At 64.4% G+C, this 14,464-nt stretch carries 16 protein-coding genes, 1 tRNA gene and 1 other RNA gene; 8 read left to right on the top strand and 10 right to left on the bottom strand.

What is annotated here, in order from left to right; translation table 11 throughout:
* Nucleotides 1-170: 170 nt before the first annotated feature.
* Nucleotides 171-1,202: an RluA family pseudouridine synthase gene (locus ACWNZ3_RS07045; protein ID WP_496901666.1), complete on the bottom strand. Its 1,032-nt coding sequence runs from the start codon at nt 1,200-1,202 to the stop codon at nt 171-173.
* On the opposite strand from ACWNZ3_RS07045, the gene ACWNZ3_RS07040 reads away from it, so the two are divergent.
* Nucleotides 1,201-1,503, top strand: a complete 303-nt coding sequence (locus tag ACWNZ3_RS07040) for a DUF6476 family protein (protein WP_269365438.1) — start codon at nt 1,201-1,203, stop codon at nt 1,501-1,503. The two genes, ACWNZ3_RS07045 and ACWNZ3_RS07040, sit on opposite strands and share 2 nt — an antisense overlap.
* A 125-nt stretch (nt 1,504-1,628) precedes the next feature.
* On the opposite strand, the gene ACWNZ3_RS07035 is transcribed toward ACWNZ3_RS07040, so the two are convergent.
* Together ACWNZ3_RS07035 and ACWNZ3_RS07030 are read right to left on the bottom strand one after the other, a co-directional pair.
* Nucleotides 1,629-1,705 (bottom strand) — tRNA-His (locus tag ACWNZ3_RS07035).
* 566 nt (nt 1,706-2,271) lie between these two features.
* Nucleotides 2,272-2,754 (bottom strand): GNAT family N-acetyltransferase, encoded by a 483-nt coding sequence (locus ACWNZ3_RS07030; protein ID WP_274577496.1) that lies wholly within the window; start codon nt 2,752-2,754, stop codon nt 2,272-2,274.
* Between the two features lie 81 nt (nt 2,755-2,835).
* On the opposite strand from ACWNZ3_RS07030, the gene ACWNZ3_RS07025 reads away from it, so the two are divergent.
* Nucleotides 2,836-3,033, top strand: a complete 198-nt coding sequence (locus ACWNZ3_RS07025) for a DUF6324 family protein (RefSeq protein WP_274577495.1) — start codon at nt 2,836-2,838, stop codon at nt 3,031-3,033.
* Between the two features lie 17 nt (nt 3,034-3,050).
* Here the strand turns inward: ACWNZ3_RS07025 and ACWNZ3_RS07020 are convergent, their stop codons facing one another.
* Entirely contained in the window at nt 3,051-3,521 is a 471-nt protein-coding gene (locus ACWNZ3_RS07020) for an MmcB family DNA repair protein (protein WP_269365444.1), read from the bottom strand.
* Between the two features lie 115 nt (nt 3,522-3,636).
* Here ACWNZ3_RS07020 and ACWNZ3_RS07015 point away from each other — a divergent pair, with 115 nt between their 5' ends.
* The 3 genes from ACWNZ3_RS07015 (at nt 3,637) to ssrS (ending at nt 5,900) form a co-directional block, all read left to right on the top strand.
* Nucleotides 3,637-4,944: a hypothetical protein gene (locus ACWNZ3_RS07015; RefSeq protein ID WP_269365445.1), complete on the top strand. Its 1,308-nt coding sequence runs from the start codon at nt 3,637-3,639 to the stop codon at nt 4,942-4,944.
* Nucleotides 4,941-5,696, top strand: a complete 756-nt coding sequence (locus tag ACWNZ3_RS07010) for a COG3904 family protein (protein WP_269365447.1) — start codon at nt 4,941-4,943, stop codon at nt 5,694-5,696. The genes ACWNZ3_RS07015 and ACWNZ3_RS07010 overlap by 4 nt, the downstream gene beginning before the upstream one ends.
* 50 nt (nt 5,697-5,746) lie before the next feature.
* Nucleotides 5,747-5,900: non-coding RNA, 6S RNA (ssrS, locus tag ACWNZ3_RS07005), on the top strand.
* Nucleotides 5,901-5,941: 41 nt separating this feature from the next.
* Here the strand turns inward: ssrS and ACWNZ3_RS07000 are convergent.
* The 6 genes from ACWNZ3_RS07000 to ACWNZ3_RS06975 form a co-directional block, all read right to left on the bottom strand.
* On the bottom strand, nt 5,942-6,079 hold the full coding sequence (locus ACWNZ3_RS07000; RefSeq protein ID WP_496901665.1) for a hypothetical protein: 138 nt from the start codon (nt 6,077-6,079) through the stop codon (nt 5,942-5,944).
* Nucleotides 6,080-6,192: 113 nt separating this feature from the next.
* Nucleotides 6,193-6,666 (bottom strand): transcription antitermination factor NusB, encoded by a 474-nt coding sequence (gene nusB / locus ACWNZ3_RS06995; RefSeq protein ID WP_496901664.1) that lies wholly within the window; start codon nt 6,664-6,666, stop codon nt 6,193-6,195.
* Nucleotides 6,663-7,214, bottom strand: a complete 552-nt coding sequence (locus ACWNZ3_RS06990) for a 6,7-dimethyl-8-ribityllumazine synthase (RefSeq protein WP_269365452.1) — start codon at nt 7,212-7,214, stop codon at nt 6,663-6,665. The genes nusB and ACWNZ3_RS06990 overlap by 4 nt, the downstream gene beginning before the upstream one ends.
* 3 nt (nt 7,215-7,217) lie before the next feature.
* Nucleotides 7,218-8,342: a 3,4-dihydroxy-2-butanone-4-phosphate synthase gene (gene ribB / locus ACWNZ3_RS06985; RefSeq protein WP_269365454.1), complete on the bottom strand. Its 1,125-nt coding sequence runs from the start codon at nt 8,340-8,342 to the stop codon at nt 7,218-7,220.
* A 165-nt stretch (nt 8,343-8,507) separates the two neighbouring features.
* A complete protein-coding gene (locus ACWNZ3_RS06980; RefSeq protein WP_496901663.1) occupies nt 8,508-9,074 on the bottom strand; it encodes a hypothetical protein in 567 nt (188 codons plus the stop codon).
* Complete coding sequence (locus ACWNZ3_RS06975) at nt 9,071-9,664, bottom strand: riboflavin synthase (protein WP_496901662.1); 594 nt, start codon at nt 9,662-9,664, stop codon at nt 9,071-9,073. Before ACWNZ3_RS06975 ends, ACWNZ3_RS06980 begins: the two co-directional genes overlap by 4 nt.
* Before the next feature lie 130 nt (nt 9,665-9,794).
* Here ACWNZ3_RS06975 and ACWNZ3_RS06970 point away from each other — a divergent pair, with 130 nt between their 5' ends.
* The 3 genes from ACWNZ3_RS06970 (at nt 9,795) to ACWNZ3_RS06960 (ending at nt 14,381) form a co-directional block, all read left to right on the top strand.
* Complete coding sequence (locus ACWNZ3_RS06970; protein WP_496901661.1) at nt 9,795-11,087, top strand: capsule polysaccharide biogenesis protein; 1,293 nt, start codon at nt 9,795-9,797, stop codon at nt 11,085-11,087.
* A 115-nt stretch (nt 11,088-11,202) separates the two neighbouring features.
* Nucleotides 11,203-12,333: a polysaccharide biosynthesis/export family protein gene (locus tag ACWNZ3_RS06965; RefSeq protein WP_269365461.1), complete on the top strand. Its 1,131-nt coding sequence runs from the start codon at nt 11,203-11,205 to the stop codon at nt 12,331-12,333.
* A 5-nt stretch (nt 12,334-12,338) separates the two neighbouring features.
* Nucleotides 12,339-14,381, top strand: a complete 2,043-nt coding sequence (locus ACWNZ3_RS06960) for a capsule polysaccharide biogenesis protein (protein ID WP_496901660.1) — start codon at nt 12,339-12,341, stop codon at nt 14,379-14,381.
* Nucleotides 14,382-14,464: the final 83 nt, after the last annotated feature.

Here is a 14,464-nt window from a genome sequence, read left to right as displayed (position 1 = left end):
GCCTGTTCTACAGTTATGTTTAAGGCCTTAACATCCATATGGTCAGCGCTAACAGGTGTTTCAAGTCGGCCCGCGCCGGTTTTTTCCAAACCAGCGCCGGTTTTCTTTAGATTGCCACAAGAAAGGTAAAGAAAAAGGAATCTTTCAACCCGGTCACGCGCTTGTGCGCGTCATCCCGCCGGGCGCAGCAGGTCCAGCAGATCGGCCATATCCGCAGGCAGCGGCGCTTCAAAGCGGACCGCCTCGCCCGTGACCGGATGGTCAAACCCCAGCACGGCGGCATGTAACGCCTGCCGGGCAAAGCCGCGCACCGCTTCCGCGGTGCTTTCGGGCAGCGCCGCCTTGGGCAGCTTGCGCTTGCCGCCATAGGTCGGATCGCCCACCAGCGCGTGACCGGCATGGGTCATATGCACCCTGATCTGATGCGTCCGCCCGGTCTCAAGCCAGCATTCCATCAGCGCCAGCACCGGCGGGGTGCCAAAGCGTTCTACCGTGCGGGCACGGGTCACCGCATGGCGCCCGCCCTGGAACAGCACCGCCTGCCGCTGCCGGTCGGTGCGGTGGCGGGCAAGCTGGGTGGTCAGTTTCAGGATGTTCCCCGGCTCGAAGGATGCCCCCCTGACCCCGCGCAGACGCGGATCGCTGGCCTCCGGCACACCGTAGACCAGCGCCTGATAATACCGCTTTACCGTATGTTTTTCGAATTGCGCGGCCAGCCCGTGATGGGCGGCATCCGATTTGGCCACCACCAGCAAGCCGCTGGTGTCCTTGTCGATCCGGTGAACGATGCCGGGCCGCTTCATGCCTCCCACACCGGACAGATTGTCACCGCAATGGGCCATCAGCGCATTCACCAGGGTGCCTGACGGGGTGCCCGGTGCGGGATGCACCACCATGCCTGCGGGCTTGTTCACCACCACCAGATCGGCATCCTCGAAGAGGATCTCAAGCGGGATCGCCTCGGGCCGGATGTGGCTTTCCTCCGCCTCTTCCACCCCGATCTCCACCTGTGCGCCGGCCTGCACCTGGGCGCGCGGGTCGCGCAGCACCTGGCCATCCACCCGCACCGCCCCCTGTTCGATCAGCCGCGACAGCCGGGTGCGCGACAGCGCCGCTTGCGCTGGCACATCGCGGGCCAGCGCCTTATCAAGGCGCGGTGGCGGGCTGTCCGCCAGGATAAAGGTGATGGTCCGGTGCGACATGAGTGATTCCGATGACGATATGACAGAACCGGCCAACCTGCGGTTCCTGCGGCGGCTGGTGACGGTGCTGACCGTGGTGATGATCTGCGGCGTTCTAGTGGTGATCGGCCTGCTTGTCACCCGCCTTGGCAACAGGGCCCCCGACCTGCCCGATCAGATCAGCCTGCCGGGCGGAGCCGCCGCCCGCGCTTTCACCCAAGGCGACCATTGGTACGCGGTGGTGACCGATCAGGATCAGATCCTGATCTTCGACCGGCTGACCGGCAAGATCACCCAGACGGTGGACATCATATCCCCCTGATTACTTTATGCCTGAAAGACCTCCGGGGTTTGGGGCAAAGCCCCAAGCCTCTCAACCCGGTGTCCCGTTCAGGTCACAACAGACCAAAGGGTCTAACGGATCACGTCTGGCGGGCGGGGGGGGGGTGGTACCACCTCCTGGTCTCGAACCAGGGACCTCTTGATCCACAATCAAGCGCTCTAACCAACTGAGCTAAGGCGGCACTGGCGCCGATTTAGCCAAGCAGGTCGGGGAATGCAAGACCCCAGGTCGTGCTGACATTCATTATCGCCCACCCGTTTCTGGCCAAAATTGCTCAGTTTCAGGCAAGAGAGCGCGGAATAGCCAGCTTTTTCAAGCTCTCTTTGCGCAGAAATGGGCAATTTTGGCGAACCCCCTGCGGGGCGCGGCGGATTTTGCCTCTGCCATCCCGGATGTTCGCTTCCAATGATCACATTGCTGCGCTCACATCAGGGCGCCAGCGGCAAAATCCGTCTCGCGCGGGTGGGCGATAATGAATGTCAATACGGCCTAGTATGGCGGAAACGAAATGCGCACCATTTCCCCATGCCTCCGGATCGCTTGCGATCCGGTTCGCACCCGACCCCGCCCCCCAGGGCGGGTGCGAAACTCCGACCTCGCAAGATGCTGCGAAGTATGGAAAAATGGAGATGCCCCGCCAAATGGATGGCCGCCCTCGGTGTCGGGTGCGAACCTGCCGTTGAGAGCTGCATTCAATGAACCGAACTTTGAGTCCGGGTGACTAGGTCCCAGATTGCCGGTCCATTCCTAAAGGGTGATCGACCAATCCTGCTCCACATTCTCTTTCCCGAAGGACACAACCGGTCTGCTGCTGTTCAGCGTCCAGCCGTTCCTGGCATAAAGCGCGCCCGCCGCGCGGTGTGATTCATGGGTCCAGAGCTGCATGTGCCGATAGCCCGCGTCCCGGGCAAACCCCATGCAGGTTTCAAGCATCCGGCGCCCCAACCCCTGGCCACGTGCATCCGGCGTCAACAGGAACAGCCGCAACTTCGCGGTATCTTCCTCCAGCCGCACGCAAAAAATCGAGCCGAGCCGTTGCCCCGCACGCCATGCAATCCAGCCTCGTTCGCGGGTTGGATCATGTTCAGCCAGAAAATCATCTAGGATCTGCGCAACCAGCACGCCAAAGCTCGCGTCGAAACCTTCGTCCCGCGCGTAATGGACCTCGTGCTGTTCCACCAGCCAATCCCGGTCTTCGGGGGTGAATCTGCGAATCTCGATCTCTGTCATGCGCACAGGATGATGCGACAGCCGCTTGCCAAGCAAGCCCTGTCAGGATAGCCCTGCATCCCATCATCGGCGGAGAAGACCATGGGAATCAATACGGAACGCGATATCGAGGCTAACCTGCAGATCGGGCCAACCGATGCGGGCATGGTACGGCTGTTCGTCGAAGGTGGCGGTGTGGAATTGCCAATGGATTTCACCCCCGAGGAAGCCGTCGAGATTGCCGAGGAAATCATGGCCGCAGCCCACCGCGCGCGCGGCGGCAAGGGCAAGAAGCGTTAACCTCTACCCCCCGGTCTCTACCCCCAATCCGGCAGCATATCCGGGTCGCGCAGCATCTGCAGCCTGCGCGCCGCGCAAAAGGCGAATTTCTGCACCATGACCTTGCGCCGTGCGGGCGCCAGCCGGGTTTCCGGCCCCATGCGGACAATTTCCGCGCCATAGGCGTCACCGATGATCAGCCCGGTCTCGTCCGGCAGCAGTTCGGTGGGGAAATCCGCATCGACGGCCCAGAAGAACCTGTCGGCCCACTCCAGATAGCCCTCCCATTTCTGGTCGGTCATGAAATCGGCGCGGGAGGATTTGCATTCCACCACCCAGACCTCGCCCTTGGGCCCCAGCGCCATCACATCCACCCGCAACCCCCGGGCAGGCACCAGTTCCTCCACACAGGCAAAACCATGGCTCGCCATGTGCCTGCACACCCCCCGCGCCAAAAGCTGGCCGGGTTGCGGGGCGGGCGGTGGCGGGGTGAGGTCGATCTGGGTCATGGCGAAAATAATGAACATTTCGTGAACATTTGCAAGCCCCCGGCCCCGGCAATGGCAAAACCACCTGACACACCCTATCTTGTGCGCTGGTGGACGCAGGTGGGAGCAGCAGCACATGGACGATCAGGAACCGATGGATCAGGCACGGGCGCGCGGCGTGCGTTACGCGCGCGAGCTGGAGGGGCATCTGACCTGGCTCGACACGTTTTCCGGCACCGCCCTTGGCGTGCTGGCGGTGGCCTCGGGGATCTATACCTACCTCGGTGTATCCTCCTTGCTGGATGACAACGGGGCGATGGCCGCCTTTGCCGCGATTGCCTATTCAGTGGCTGTGTCGGTCGGGATTTTTGTCTTTTGGTCCTATATGTTACGGCTCTTTCCTGCGGTGCGCACCGCCCGCGCCCGCGTTGGCCTGCTGGGGGCGATGGGGTTGGGATCACTTGCCATCATCGCCATGTCGAGCTGGCTGAACGCCGCCGCCCTCGCCGGGTCTGCGGCGGTGGAACAGCATCTGGCCAAGACCGTGCAGGATTATCAGGGATCGCTGGAACGCGCCCATGAAATTGCCCTGTCGGCACAGGGGCTTGAGCGTGACGTGGCCCGCGTGCGCCAGTCCTTCGAGGATCTCAGCGAGCAGGAGGCCACCGGCAATCTCTCAGGTCTTGCAGGGCGCGGGGCGGTGTTCCGGGTGCTGCGGCAGAAATCCGCCGAACTCTCGGGGCTTGAATCGCAGATCGCAACGCAGACTCCGCTGGTGGCCACCGCTTTTGCCGAGGGCAACCAGATCCTCAGCCGGATGCGCGCGTTGACGGTCGAACCCGGCCCGGTCGAGGCACGTTCCGTTGAATTTTCCGAACAGGCGGTGCGGCTGGCCGGGCTGATCACCCAGCTGCGCCAGCTCTCCGTCGCCTCGCTTGTGGAACGCGCGGCACAGGATCTTTCCGCCTCGGTCGTCCTGCCCGAGCTCGACGGCAGCACGGCCGAGAACCGGGGCGCACAGGGGGCGACAATCACCTCGGTGCTCGAAGTGCTGGCGCAGCGCGCCACCACGCTCGAACGCGCGGCACAGGCCGTTCTGGCGATGCCGCCGCCCAGTGAAACCACCTATACGCCCATCTCCAGCGCCGATGCGGTGATCCTCTATGCCCGCAATTTCGTGCCCTCCTGGGCAGGCGCCATCGCGATTGACCTCTTGCCTGCGGTGCTGGTCTTCATCCTTGCCATCACCCAGACCGCCATCCGCTCGGGCCGCGAGGGGGCAGCGATCGAGGATACGCTGACACTGGCCGAGATCCGCGCCGCCCTTGCCGCGATGCGCGATATGGAGACGGCAGGCGCCCCGGCAGCGCCATCCCGCGACCCGTCACGGGAGATCGCCGAACCGCAGGAACCCGTGCGGGTAACGCCGCTGAAATCCACATGAGCACCATCCGCCGCAACCCCGTCGCCCGGATCCTGACGGGGGTGCTGATCTTTCAGCTGGGTCTGGGCCTGCTGCTGTTCTGGGGCGATCTGCGCGACGGGCTGAGCCTGCCCGGCTTTGGCCCGCGTGCGCCATCGCTGACCGAACCGATCCGGCCCGGCGACCAGACCCGCCGCTACCGCCCCGACCGCGCCCCGGCACCGGGCCGCCCGATGCCCGACACGCCCCTGCCCGACCGGCTGGTCCTGACCGCGATAGAGGCGGGCAAGACGATCCTGCTGGAAGGGACAATCAGCGAAGGCGACGGCGCGCGCATTGCCCAGCAGATCGAGGAGCTGGCGCAGCCCCCCGAAGGGGTGATCCTGAACTCCCCCGGCGGATCGGTACGCGATGCGCTGGAACTGGGGCGCAAACTGCGCGCTGCCGGTCTGAATACCGCGATGCGCGACGGCGACATCTGCTATTCCGCCTGCCCCTATGTGCTGGCTGCCGGGGTCAGCCGGGATATTCCCGAAGGCGGCTCCGTCGGCGTGCATCAGCATTACTTTGGCGAAAGCACGATCCTGCCCGCCTTTGTTGCCGTGGAAAACATCCAGCGCGGCCAGGGCGAGGTCATGGGCTATCTGCAAGAGATGGGCATCAACCCGTTGGTCATGCAGCATGCGCTGGTGACACCCCCGGACGAAATCTATGTCCTGCTGCCCGAAGAACTGCGCGCCTATGGTTTCGTGCAGGAAATCGGCGGGGATTGAGAGACGGCCCCTTGCCGACTGACCCCGCCGCCTCTATCTCAGGGGAGTGGCGGGTTCTGCCCTGTTCGTGAGACGTTACATTCCAGTGGCCTTAAGCAAATCCGAGGGAGCTGGCTCTGTCCGGGCCCTGGTCCGGTTACCTGGCGCCCACCTGTACATACAGGTCCTCGGGAATAAATACTGACCGGCAGATGTGGTCCCGTCACACAAGACCAAAGGCTGCCGCCGCCCGTCCCACCCGAATTTCAGACCGCCCGAACGCCCAGTTCCTCGCGGAACAGGCGCTGGATCTCGTCGCGCGTGACCGCGCGTCTTGGCCGTTTGTCGGCATGCAGGTCGATCTTTGCGCTGCGGTTGCGGATTACGTTGATCAGTGTCGTCATCATCTCACCCCAAAATGGTGCTGCCCCACACAGCCTATGGGAGAATTGATAGGGCCAAGACCTTCAGAACTGGTAAAGTGGCGCGTCTCTTTCGAACCGCATGGTTAGCGAGATCAAAACGCCTCGGGCCGCGCCTCGCGTGCCATGTGATCCAGCACCGCATTGACGAACTTCGGCTCCTTGCCCTCGGGGAAGAAGGCGCGCGCCACATCGACATATTCGGTGATCACCACCCGAGGCGGTGTCCCGGTGTCGCGCAATTCCGCACCGGCGGCGCGGAACAAGGCCCGCAGGGTGGGATCAATCCGCGCGATCGGCCATTTGGCCACCAGCGCGCGGTCTGTCATCTGGTCGATGGCCGCCTGATAGTTCACGGCCGTTTCCAGGACTTCGGCAAAATGGCCGATGTCGCCATCCTGCATTTCGTCGCCCTCGTAGACCGCGCCAAAGCGGTGTTCCAGGAATTCCCGGCGCACCACCTCGACGGTCTGGCTGGAATGTTCCATCTGGAACAGCGCCTGCACGGCATAAAGCCGTGCCGCCGATTTCATCTTGCGCTTCTGATTGCCGGAGAGTGACGTGTTCATGCGATGTTGTTTCCGTCGGCCTCCCCCGCCATCAGCGTATCTTCGCCGCGCGGTTTGAAGCCGATGCCTTTGCTGGTTTGCGCCCACTTACGGCCGAGCGCGATCAGATGCAAGGCCGCCGCCGCCGCGCCGCCGCCCTTGTTCTGGCCGGCAGGGTCGGCGCGCACATCGGCCTGGGCCTTGTTCTCTACCGTCAGGATGCCATTGCCGATGCAAAGCCCCTGCAAACCCAGCATTTGCAACGCACGGCTGCTGTCGTTGCAGACGGTTTCGTAATGGGTCGTCTCGCCCCGGATCACGCAGCCCAGCGCCACATATCCGTCAAAGTTGCTGCGCCGGTCGCTGATCCCGATGGCGGTGGGAATTTCCAGCGCGCCGGGCATTTCGACCACCTCATAGGCGGCACCCGCCGCCTCCAGCTCTGCCTTGGCGCCGTCCAGCAGCCCCTGGGCAATATCGCTGTAATAGGGCGACACGACGATCAGCACCTTGACCGGTGCATCGAATGTGGGACGCGGCAGGACCGTATGTTGCTGCGAAGAAGCCATGTTCTACCCTTCCGTGATGGGGCGCGTGCCCACGATTTCGATGGCATAGGCATCAAGGCCCAGATACCGGGTTTCGGGGTTGTCGGTCAGCAGGACCAGCTGGTGCAATCCCAGTTCCGACAGGATCTGCGCGCCAAGCCCGGTGCGCTTGATCGTGCGGGGGCTGTCCTCGTCATCCTCGTCCAGCCGCAGCCGCGGAAAGGGGTCCCGGAACAGGATCACCGCGCCGCGCCCCTCCTCGGCGATGATCTGCATGGCGCGGGGCAGTTCGTCGGCGGGGCTGGGGCCAAGGCCCAGAATGTCTTCCAGCGCGTTGATCGCATGGGTCCGCACCAGCACCGGCTCCGGCGTGGTGATGTCGCCCTTGACCAGCACCACATGATCCGTGCCGGTGATCTTGTCGGCAAAGATGCGCATCTGCCAGTCGCCGCCATAGGCTGAGGTCACCTGCCGCACGTCGCGTTCCACCAGCAGGTTGTCATGCTTGTGGCGATAGGCAATCAGATCGCTGATGGTGCCGATCTTGAGGTTATGTCTGGCCGCGAATTCGACCATGTCGGGCAGCCGCGCCATGGTGCCGTCATCCTTCATGATCTCGCAGATCACGCCGGAGGGATGCAGCCCTGCAAGGCGGCTGATGTCCACCGCCGCCTCCGTATGGCCCGCGCGCACCAGCACGCCGCCATCGCGGGCGCGCAAGGGAAAGATATGGCCCGGCGTGGCGATATCCGCCTCGCCTGCCTGTTCGTCGATCGCCACGGCAACCGTGCGCGCGCGGTCGGCGGCGGAAATGCCCGTCGTGACCCCCTCGCGCGCCTCGATGCTGACGGTAAAGGCCGTCTCGTGGCGGGAGGAATTGTTGACCGCCATCATCGGCAGCCCCAGTGTCGCAACCCGCTGCGCCGTCATCGGCAGGCAGATCAGCCCGCGCCCGTGTGTTGCCATGAAATTGATCGCATCCGCATCGGCATGGACCGCCGGGATCACCAGATCGCCTTCATTCTCGCGGTCCTCGTGATCGACCAGGATGAACATGCGCCCCTGACGCGCCTCCTCGATGATCTCTTCAATCGGGGAAATGGCCGAAGACAGCCCTTCTTCCACGGGTCCCGGTGTCTCGTAATTCATCGCATGTCCTCACGTCTGGCACGCTTCACATAGCCCAGCCACCGCCCCTTGACCAGAGCACGCGCCGCCGCGTCGTTATGCCGGAAATACGCCAAGCAGCCGCCTGCAAAGCGCACGGCAGCCTGCGTTCACACCCGCAGGCCCAGGGCCCGCAACCAACCGGGTTCAGGAAAAGTACCGCCCCGCCTCAAGGTAGCCTGCCGCCCGTGCCGCACCGGTCCAGTCGCGCTCCAGCGCGGTGTCCCCGATGATCAGCACCTGATCGCGCAGCAGGCCCTGGGCGGTGATCACCTCGCCCAGATGCGCCCGCATCTCACCCCAGCTGTCGGTAAACTTCGGCGCCGCTGCGGTTGCGTCCAGCACCGGATTGGCCGCCGCCACCAGCGTCGGGCTCAATGGGCGATGGACCAGCGCCAGCTTTTGCGCGCCTTCCAGCGCCGCCAGCTTGTCCTCGCGGCCCACCGGCATCTGCGGCGCCTCCATCCGCACCACCCTCAGGGCATTGGAGGAGAACAGCAGCCCCATGACATCACGCCCCGTCGCCTTGCGCACTGCCGCATAGGTCGGATAGTCCAGCCCCAGCGCACGGGCGCGCGCCACATGCATCTTGACCACCATCAGCGGGATCGCCTTGGGCATGGCGGCATTGCGCGCCTTTTGCCACTGGAAGGTCCGCCATTTCTGGCCGCGCTCCATGGTCGGCCCCTGATTATGCCCGATGCCCGGCTTCATGACATTTCCCCCAGCCGCGCGACATAGCGCGCCAGGGTGTCGATCTCCAGGTTCACGCGGTCGCCCAGTGCCACATCACCCCAGGTCGTCGCCTCTTTGGTATGCGGGATAAAGTTGATGCCGAAATCGCAGCCGTCGACCTCGTTCACGGTCAGCGATGTGCCGTTCAGCGCCACCGACCCTTTGGGCGCGATAAAGCGCGCCAGCGCCTTCGGCGCGCGCAGGGTCACGCGGGTGCTGTCACCCTCATCCGCCATCGCCACCACTTCGGCCACACCGTCCACATGGCCCGAGACGATATGCCCGCCCAGCTCATCACCCACCTTCAGGGCGCGCTCCAGGTTCACGCGTTTGCCAATGTGCCAGCCATTATGGCCGATATTGGTCTTGTCCACGGTCTCGGCGCTGATCTGGACCTCGTACCAATCCGGGCCAAGGCCCACCACCGTCAGGCAGACCCCGTCGCTGGCAATCGAAGCGCCCATGTCGATCCGGTCGGTCGCATATGCGGTCTTGATCCGCGCGCGCAGGTCGCCTTCCTGCGCCAGCGCGACAACGGTTCCGATATCGGTGATGATCCCTGTGAACATGGGCTGCTCCTTGACTATCCTGTCCACCGAGGTAACCCCACGCCAACCGGACGGCAAGAGCCGCTTGCGCCACATTTTCGCCCCCATTGCATGGCAAGACTGTGCCGACCCGAGCTGCCAGAGGATACACATGACCCACGCCGCGCCCGAAAAAAGGGTATTCCTGTTCCTGCAGGGGCCGCATGGCCCCTTCTTCAACCGCCTGGGCAAGATGCTGCGGTTGACGGGGGCAGAGGTCTGGCGCGTGGGGTTCAACGCGGGCGACCGGGCCTTCTGGTTCCATCCGCGCAGCTATATCCCCTATCGCGGCACGGCGCAGGACTGGCCCGAGACCTTCAAATCGCTGATTGCGGAAAAGCGGATCACCGACATCGTGCTTTACGGCGACACCCGCCCGATCCACGCCCAGGCCGTGGCCGAAGCCCGGGCGCGCGGCGTGACCATACATGTCTTTGAAGAAGGCTATATGCGGCCCTATTGGGTGACCTACGAACGCGGCGGCTCCAACGGCAACTCCCGCCTGATGGAGATGACGATTCCGCAGATGCAGGCGGCGCTGGCCAATTCGGACATGGAGGCGCCCCTGCCCCCCGGCCATTGGGGCGACATGCGGCACCATATTTTCTATGGCGCGCTCTACCATTGGTTCGTGATGTTCCGGAACGGCGACTACCGCAATTTCCGACCCCATCGCAGCCTGCCGGTGACCAAGGAATTCCAGCTTTACCTCAAGCGGTTGTTGCTGATGCCCGCGCTGGCGGCGGACCGTCTGATCGCCACCCTGCGCATCCGGCTGGGCGGCTTTCCCTACCACCTGGCGCTGCTGCAGCTGGAGCATGACAGTTCGTTCCAGATGCATTCCCCCTTCGACACCATGGGCGATTTTCTGGAGCTGGTGATCGACGGCTTTGCCAAGGGCGCGCCGAAACATCACCACCTGGTGGTCAAGGCCCACCCGCTGGAAGACGGCCGCGTGCCGGTGCGCCGCGACCTGAAGCGCCTTGCGCGCAAGCTGGGCGTCTCCGACCGGGTGCATTACGTGCGCGGCGGCAAACTCGCACAGCTGCTCAACGATGCGCGCAGTGCGGTGACCGTGAATTCCACCGCCGGACAGCAGGTGCTGTGGCGCGGAATTCCGCTCAAGGTCTTTGGCCGCGCGGTCTATGCCCAGCCCGAATTCGTCTCGGACCAGCCGCTGCCCGAGTTTTTTGCCCGTGCCAGCCGCCCCGATAACAAGGCCTACAAGGATTTCCGGCGCTATCTGCTTGAAACTTCGCAAATTCCCGGCGGTTTCTATGCCGCCCGCGGACGGCGGCAATTGCTGCGGCAGGTGGTCGATATGATGCTGGCCGAAGAAGATCCCTATGACGCGCTGGAACATGGAACCGCGGCCCCAAGGCAACAGTTGCGGGTCGTTACCTGACCTAAGCTGCTCACTTGTCTGGATTTTCAATTCTACCTGACGTAGCCTGCGCCCAAATACGTCGAAAAAATCGGCGAAACCCGAGGCAGATTGAACAGGTCGAGGAGACCGGGCAGTGAAAACCAGAAAATTTCGGTGGGCGCGGCCCATCGCAGTGCTTGCGGCATTGGCCGTGATCTCATCCTGCGGCTTGCCACAGGCGGGCCCGAACAAAAGACAGATTTTTTCCGGATCGGTGCAGAAGGAAGGCGATGCCTTCATCGTCTCGGTCAATGACCGTGTCACCCGCGCCACCGCCGTGGTCCCCGCACTTGGCTTCTCCGAAGAATTCAAGAACGCCTCGCAGCTGGGGTCCGACACCATCCGTCCCGGCGACGTGCTGGGCATCACCGTCTATGAAAACGTCGATGATCCGCTGCTGGGTGTCGAAGGCGCCCCGGCGACCCTGCTGGAAGAAGTGCAGGTTGATGGCGCGGGCTTCATCTTTATCCCCTATGCGGGCCGCATCAAGGCGGCGGGCAACACCCCCGACGCGATCCGCCGCATCATCACCAACCGGCTGGGTGAACAGACCCCCGATCCGCAGGTCGAGGTCCGCCGCGCGGCGGGTGACGGTTCTACCGTGTCGCTGGTCGGCGGCATCGGGGCGCAGGGCGTCTACCCGATCGAGCGGCCCACCCGCACGCTGTCGACCATGCTGGCCCGCGCAGGCGGCGTCGCAATTGAACCTGAAATCGCGCAGATCACCATCATTCGCGGTTCCAAACGCGGCAAGATCTGGTTCCAGGACCTCTATGAGCATCCCGAACTCGACATCGCGCTGCGCGCGGGCGACCGTATCCTGGTCGAAGCCGATACCCGCTCCTTTACCGCGCTTGGCGCGACCGGCGGGCAGGCCCGTGTGCCCTTTGAAACGCAGAACCTCTCGGCGCTTGAGGGCATCGCCCAGGTCGGCGGCCTGAACGCCGGTCTTGCCGACCCCACCGGCGTCTTTGTCTTCCGCAACGAACCGCAGGAAGTTGCAGAACAGGTGCTGGGCCGCAACGACCTGTCCGGCGTGCAGCGCATGGTCTATGTTCTGGACCTCACGCAGCCCAACGGCATGTTCATGGCCCGCGACTTCGTCATCCGCGACGGCGATACCATCTATGTGACCGAAGCCCCCTTCGCCCAGTGGAGCAAGGTGATCTCGGCCATTACCGGCACCGCCGGATCGGCAGCGAGCCTGACCTCGCTCACGGAATGATCTGAATGGCTCTCGGGCCGGAAATCCACGACACAACCGCCGCCGGTCCTGAAAAGGACCGGCGGCTTTTTGTCTATAACGGCGGTTTCCTGACCCAGCGCCGGCTGCGCCGCATCCTGCGCCTGTCGGGCTATTCGCTGCACCTTGGCCTGCCGCGCGCGGGCGACCACGTGGCGGTCTGGGGCAATTCGCCCACCGCGCACCGGGGCCTTGCGGTCGCCTCGAAACGGGGCGTTCCACTGGTCCGCATCGAAGACGCGCTGCTGCGCTCGATCCACCCGGGCCGCACCGGCGGTGAGCCGCCGCTGGGCCTGCTGATCGACCACAAGGGGCTGCATTTCGACCCCGCCCAACCCTCTGAGCTGGAAGACCTTCTGGCCAGCCATCCGCTGGACGACACCAATCTGCTGAACCGCGCGCGCGGCGCCATCGCCCGGATGCAGGAGGCGCATCTGACCAAATACACCGGCTTCGAACCGGAGGCCGGGGTCCCTGCCCCCGGCTATGTGCTGGTGATCGACCAGACCCGAGGTGATGCCTCGGTGACCGCCTCAAACGCCGACCGGGCGCGGTTTCTGGAAATGCTGGTCTTTGCCCAGGAAGAACACCCCGGCTGCCCGGTGGTGATCAAATGCCATCCCGAGACGACGCAAGGTCAGCGCGTCGGCTATTTCGGCCCCGACGACACCAGTGACCGGGTGCGCCTGCTGGAGGATGCGGTCAGCCCCTGGAAGCTCTTCGAAGGGGCGGTTGGCGTCTATACCGTGTCCTCGCAGCTGGGGTTCGAGGCGATCTTTGCCGGGCATAAGCCGCGCGTTTTCGGCCAGCCGTTCTATGCGGGCTGGGGGCTGACCACGGATGAATTCCCGGTCCCGCGCCGCCAGCGCGTGCTGACCCGCGCGCAGCTTTTCGCGGCGGCGATGATCCTCTATCCAAAATGGTATGACCCCTACCGGGACCGCCTGTGCCCGCTTGAAGACGCGATGGAGGCGCTGGCGGCCCAAACCCGCGCCTGGCGCGAAGATCACCTGGGCTGGACCGGATCAAAGATCAGCCTGTGGAAACGCAAACCCCTGCAAGGCTTCTTTGGCCGGACCAGGCCGATGATCTTTGAAGATGACCCGGCCCGTGCCCGCGCCGCCGCCCCGCGCCGCTGGATGGTCTGGGCGGGCAAGGCCGATGTCGGCCATGGCGACGCCTGCCGGATCGAGGACGGGTTCCTGCGTTCGCGCGGGCTGGGGGCGGAACTGGTGCCGCCCCTGTCGCTGGTCTGTGACGATCTGGGCATCTATTACGATCCGTCCCGGCCCAGCCGGCTGGAAAAATGGATCGAACGCCGCGCCGATCTGCGCCCCGATCAACGCAGACGCGCCCAGGACCTGATCGCGGCAATCCGGCAGGCCGGGCTGAGCAAATACAACCTTGCCGGCAGTGCCGATCTTGGCGCCCTGCCCCATGGGCGGCGCATCCTTGTGCCCGGACAGGTGGAGGATGACGCCTCCATCAGGACGGGTGCCGATGCGGTGCGGACAAATGCGGATCTGCTGCGCGCTGCCCGCGCCGCCCATCCGGAGGCGGTGATCCTCTACAAGCCGCACCCGGACGTGGAGGCCGGGCTGCGGACCGGCGGCGACACCGCGGCAGCTCTGGCCGATCACGTGCTGACCCGCGCCGATCCGATCGCGCTGCTGGGACAGGTCGATGAGGTCTGGACCATGACATCGCTTCTGGGCTTCGAGGCCCTGCTGCGCGACGTGCCGGTCACCACGCTGGGCGTGCCTTTTTATGCAGGCTGGGGGCTGACCCGCGATCTCGGCGATGTGCCGCCGCGCAGGCGGGCGGAACCGGGGCTGGAGGGGTTGGTCCATGCCACGCTGATCGACTACCCGCGCTACCTGGATCCGGTAACCGGCCTGCCCTGCCCGGTTGAGGTGGTGGTGGCGCGGCTGGCCTCGGGCAATGTTCCGACGCCGGGCCTGGGCAACCGGGCGCTGTCCAAACTGCAGGGGCTGCTGGCGAGCCAGAGCCATCTGTGGCGCGGGCGGTGACTGCGGGATTGGATATTTACAGCGTTTCGGGATTAACTTGAAACATCCAACATCACTTTTCGCGTTCGACCGAAGGGAGAGGC

Source organism: Sulfitobacter sp. IGS-18 (genome assembly GCF_059628195.1).
This window is presented reverse-complemented; position numbering and strand designations above follow the sequence as displayed.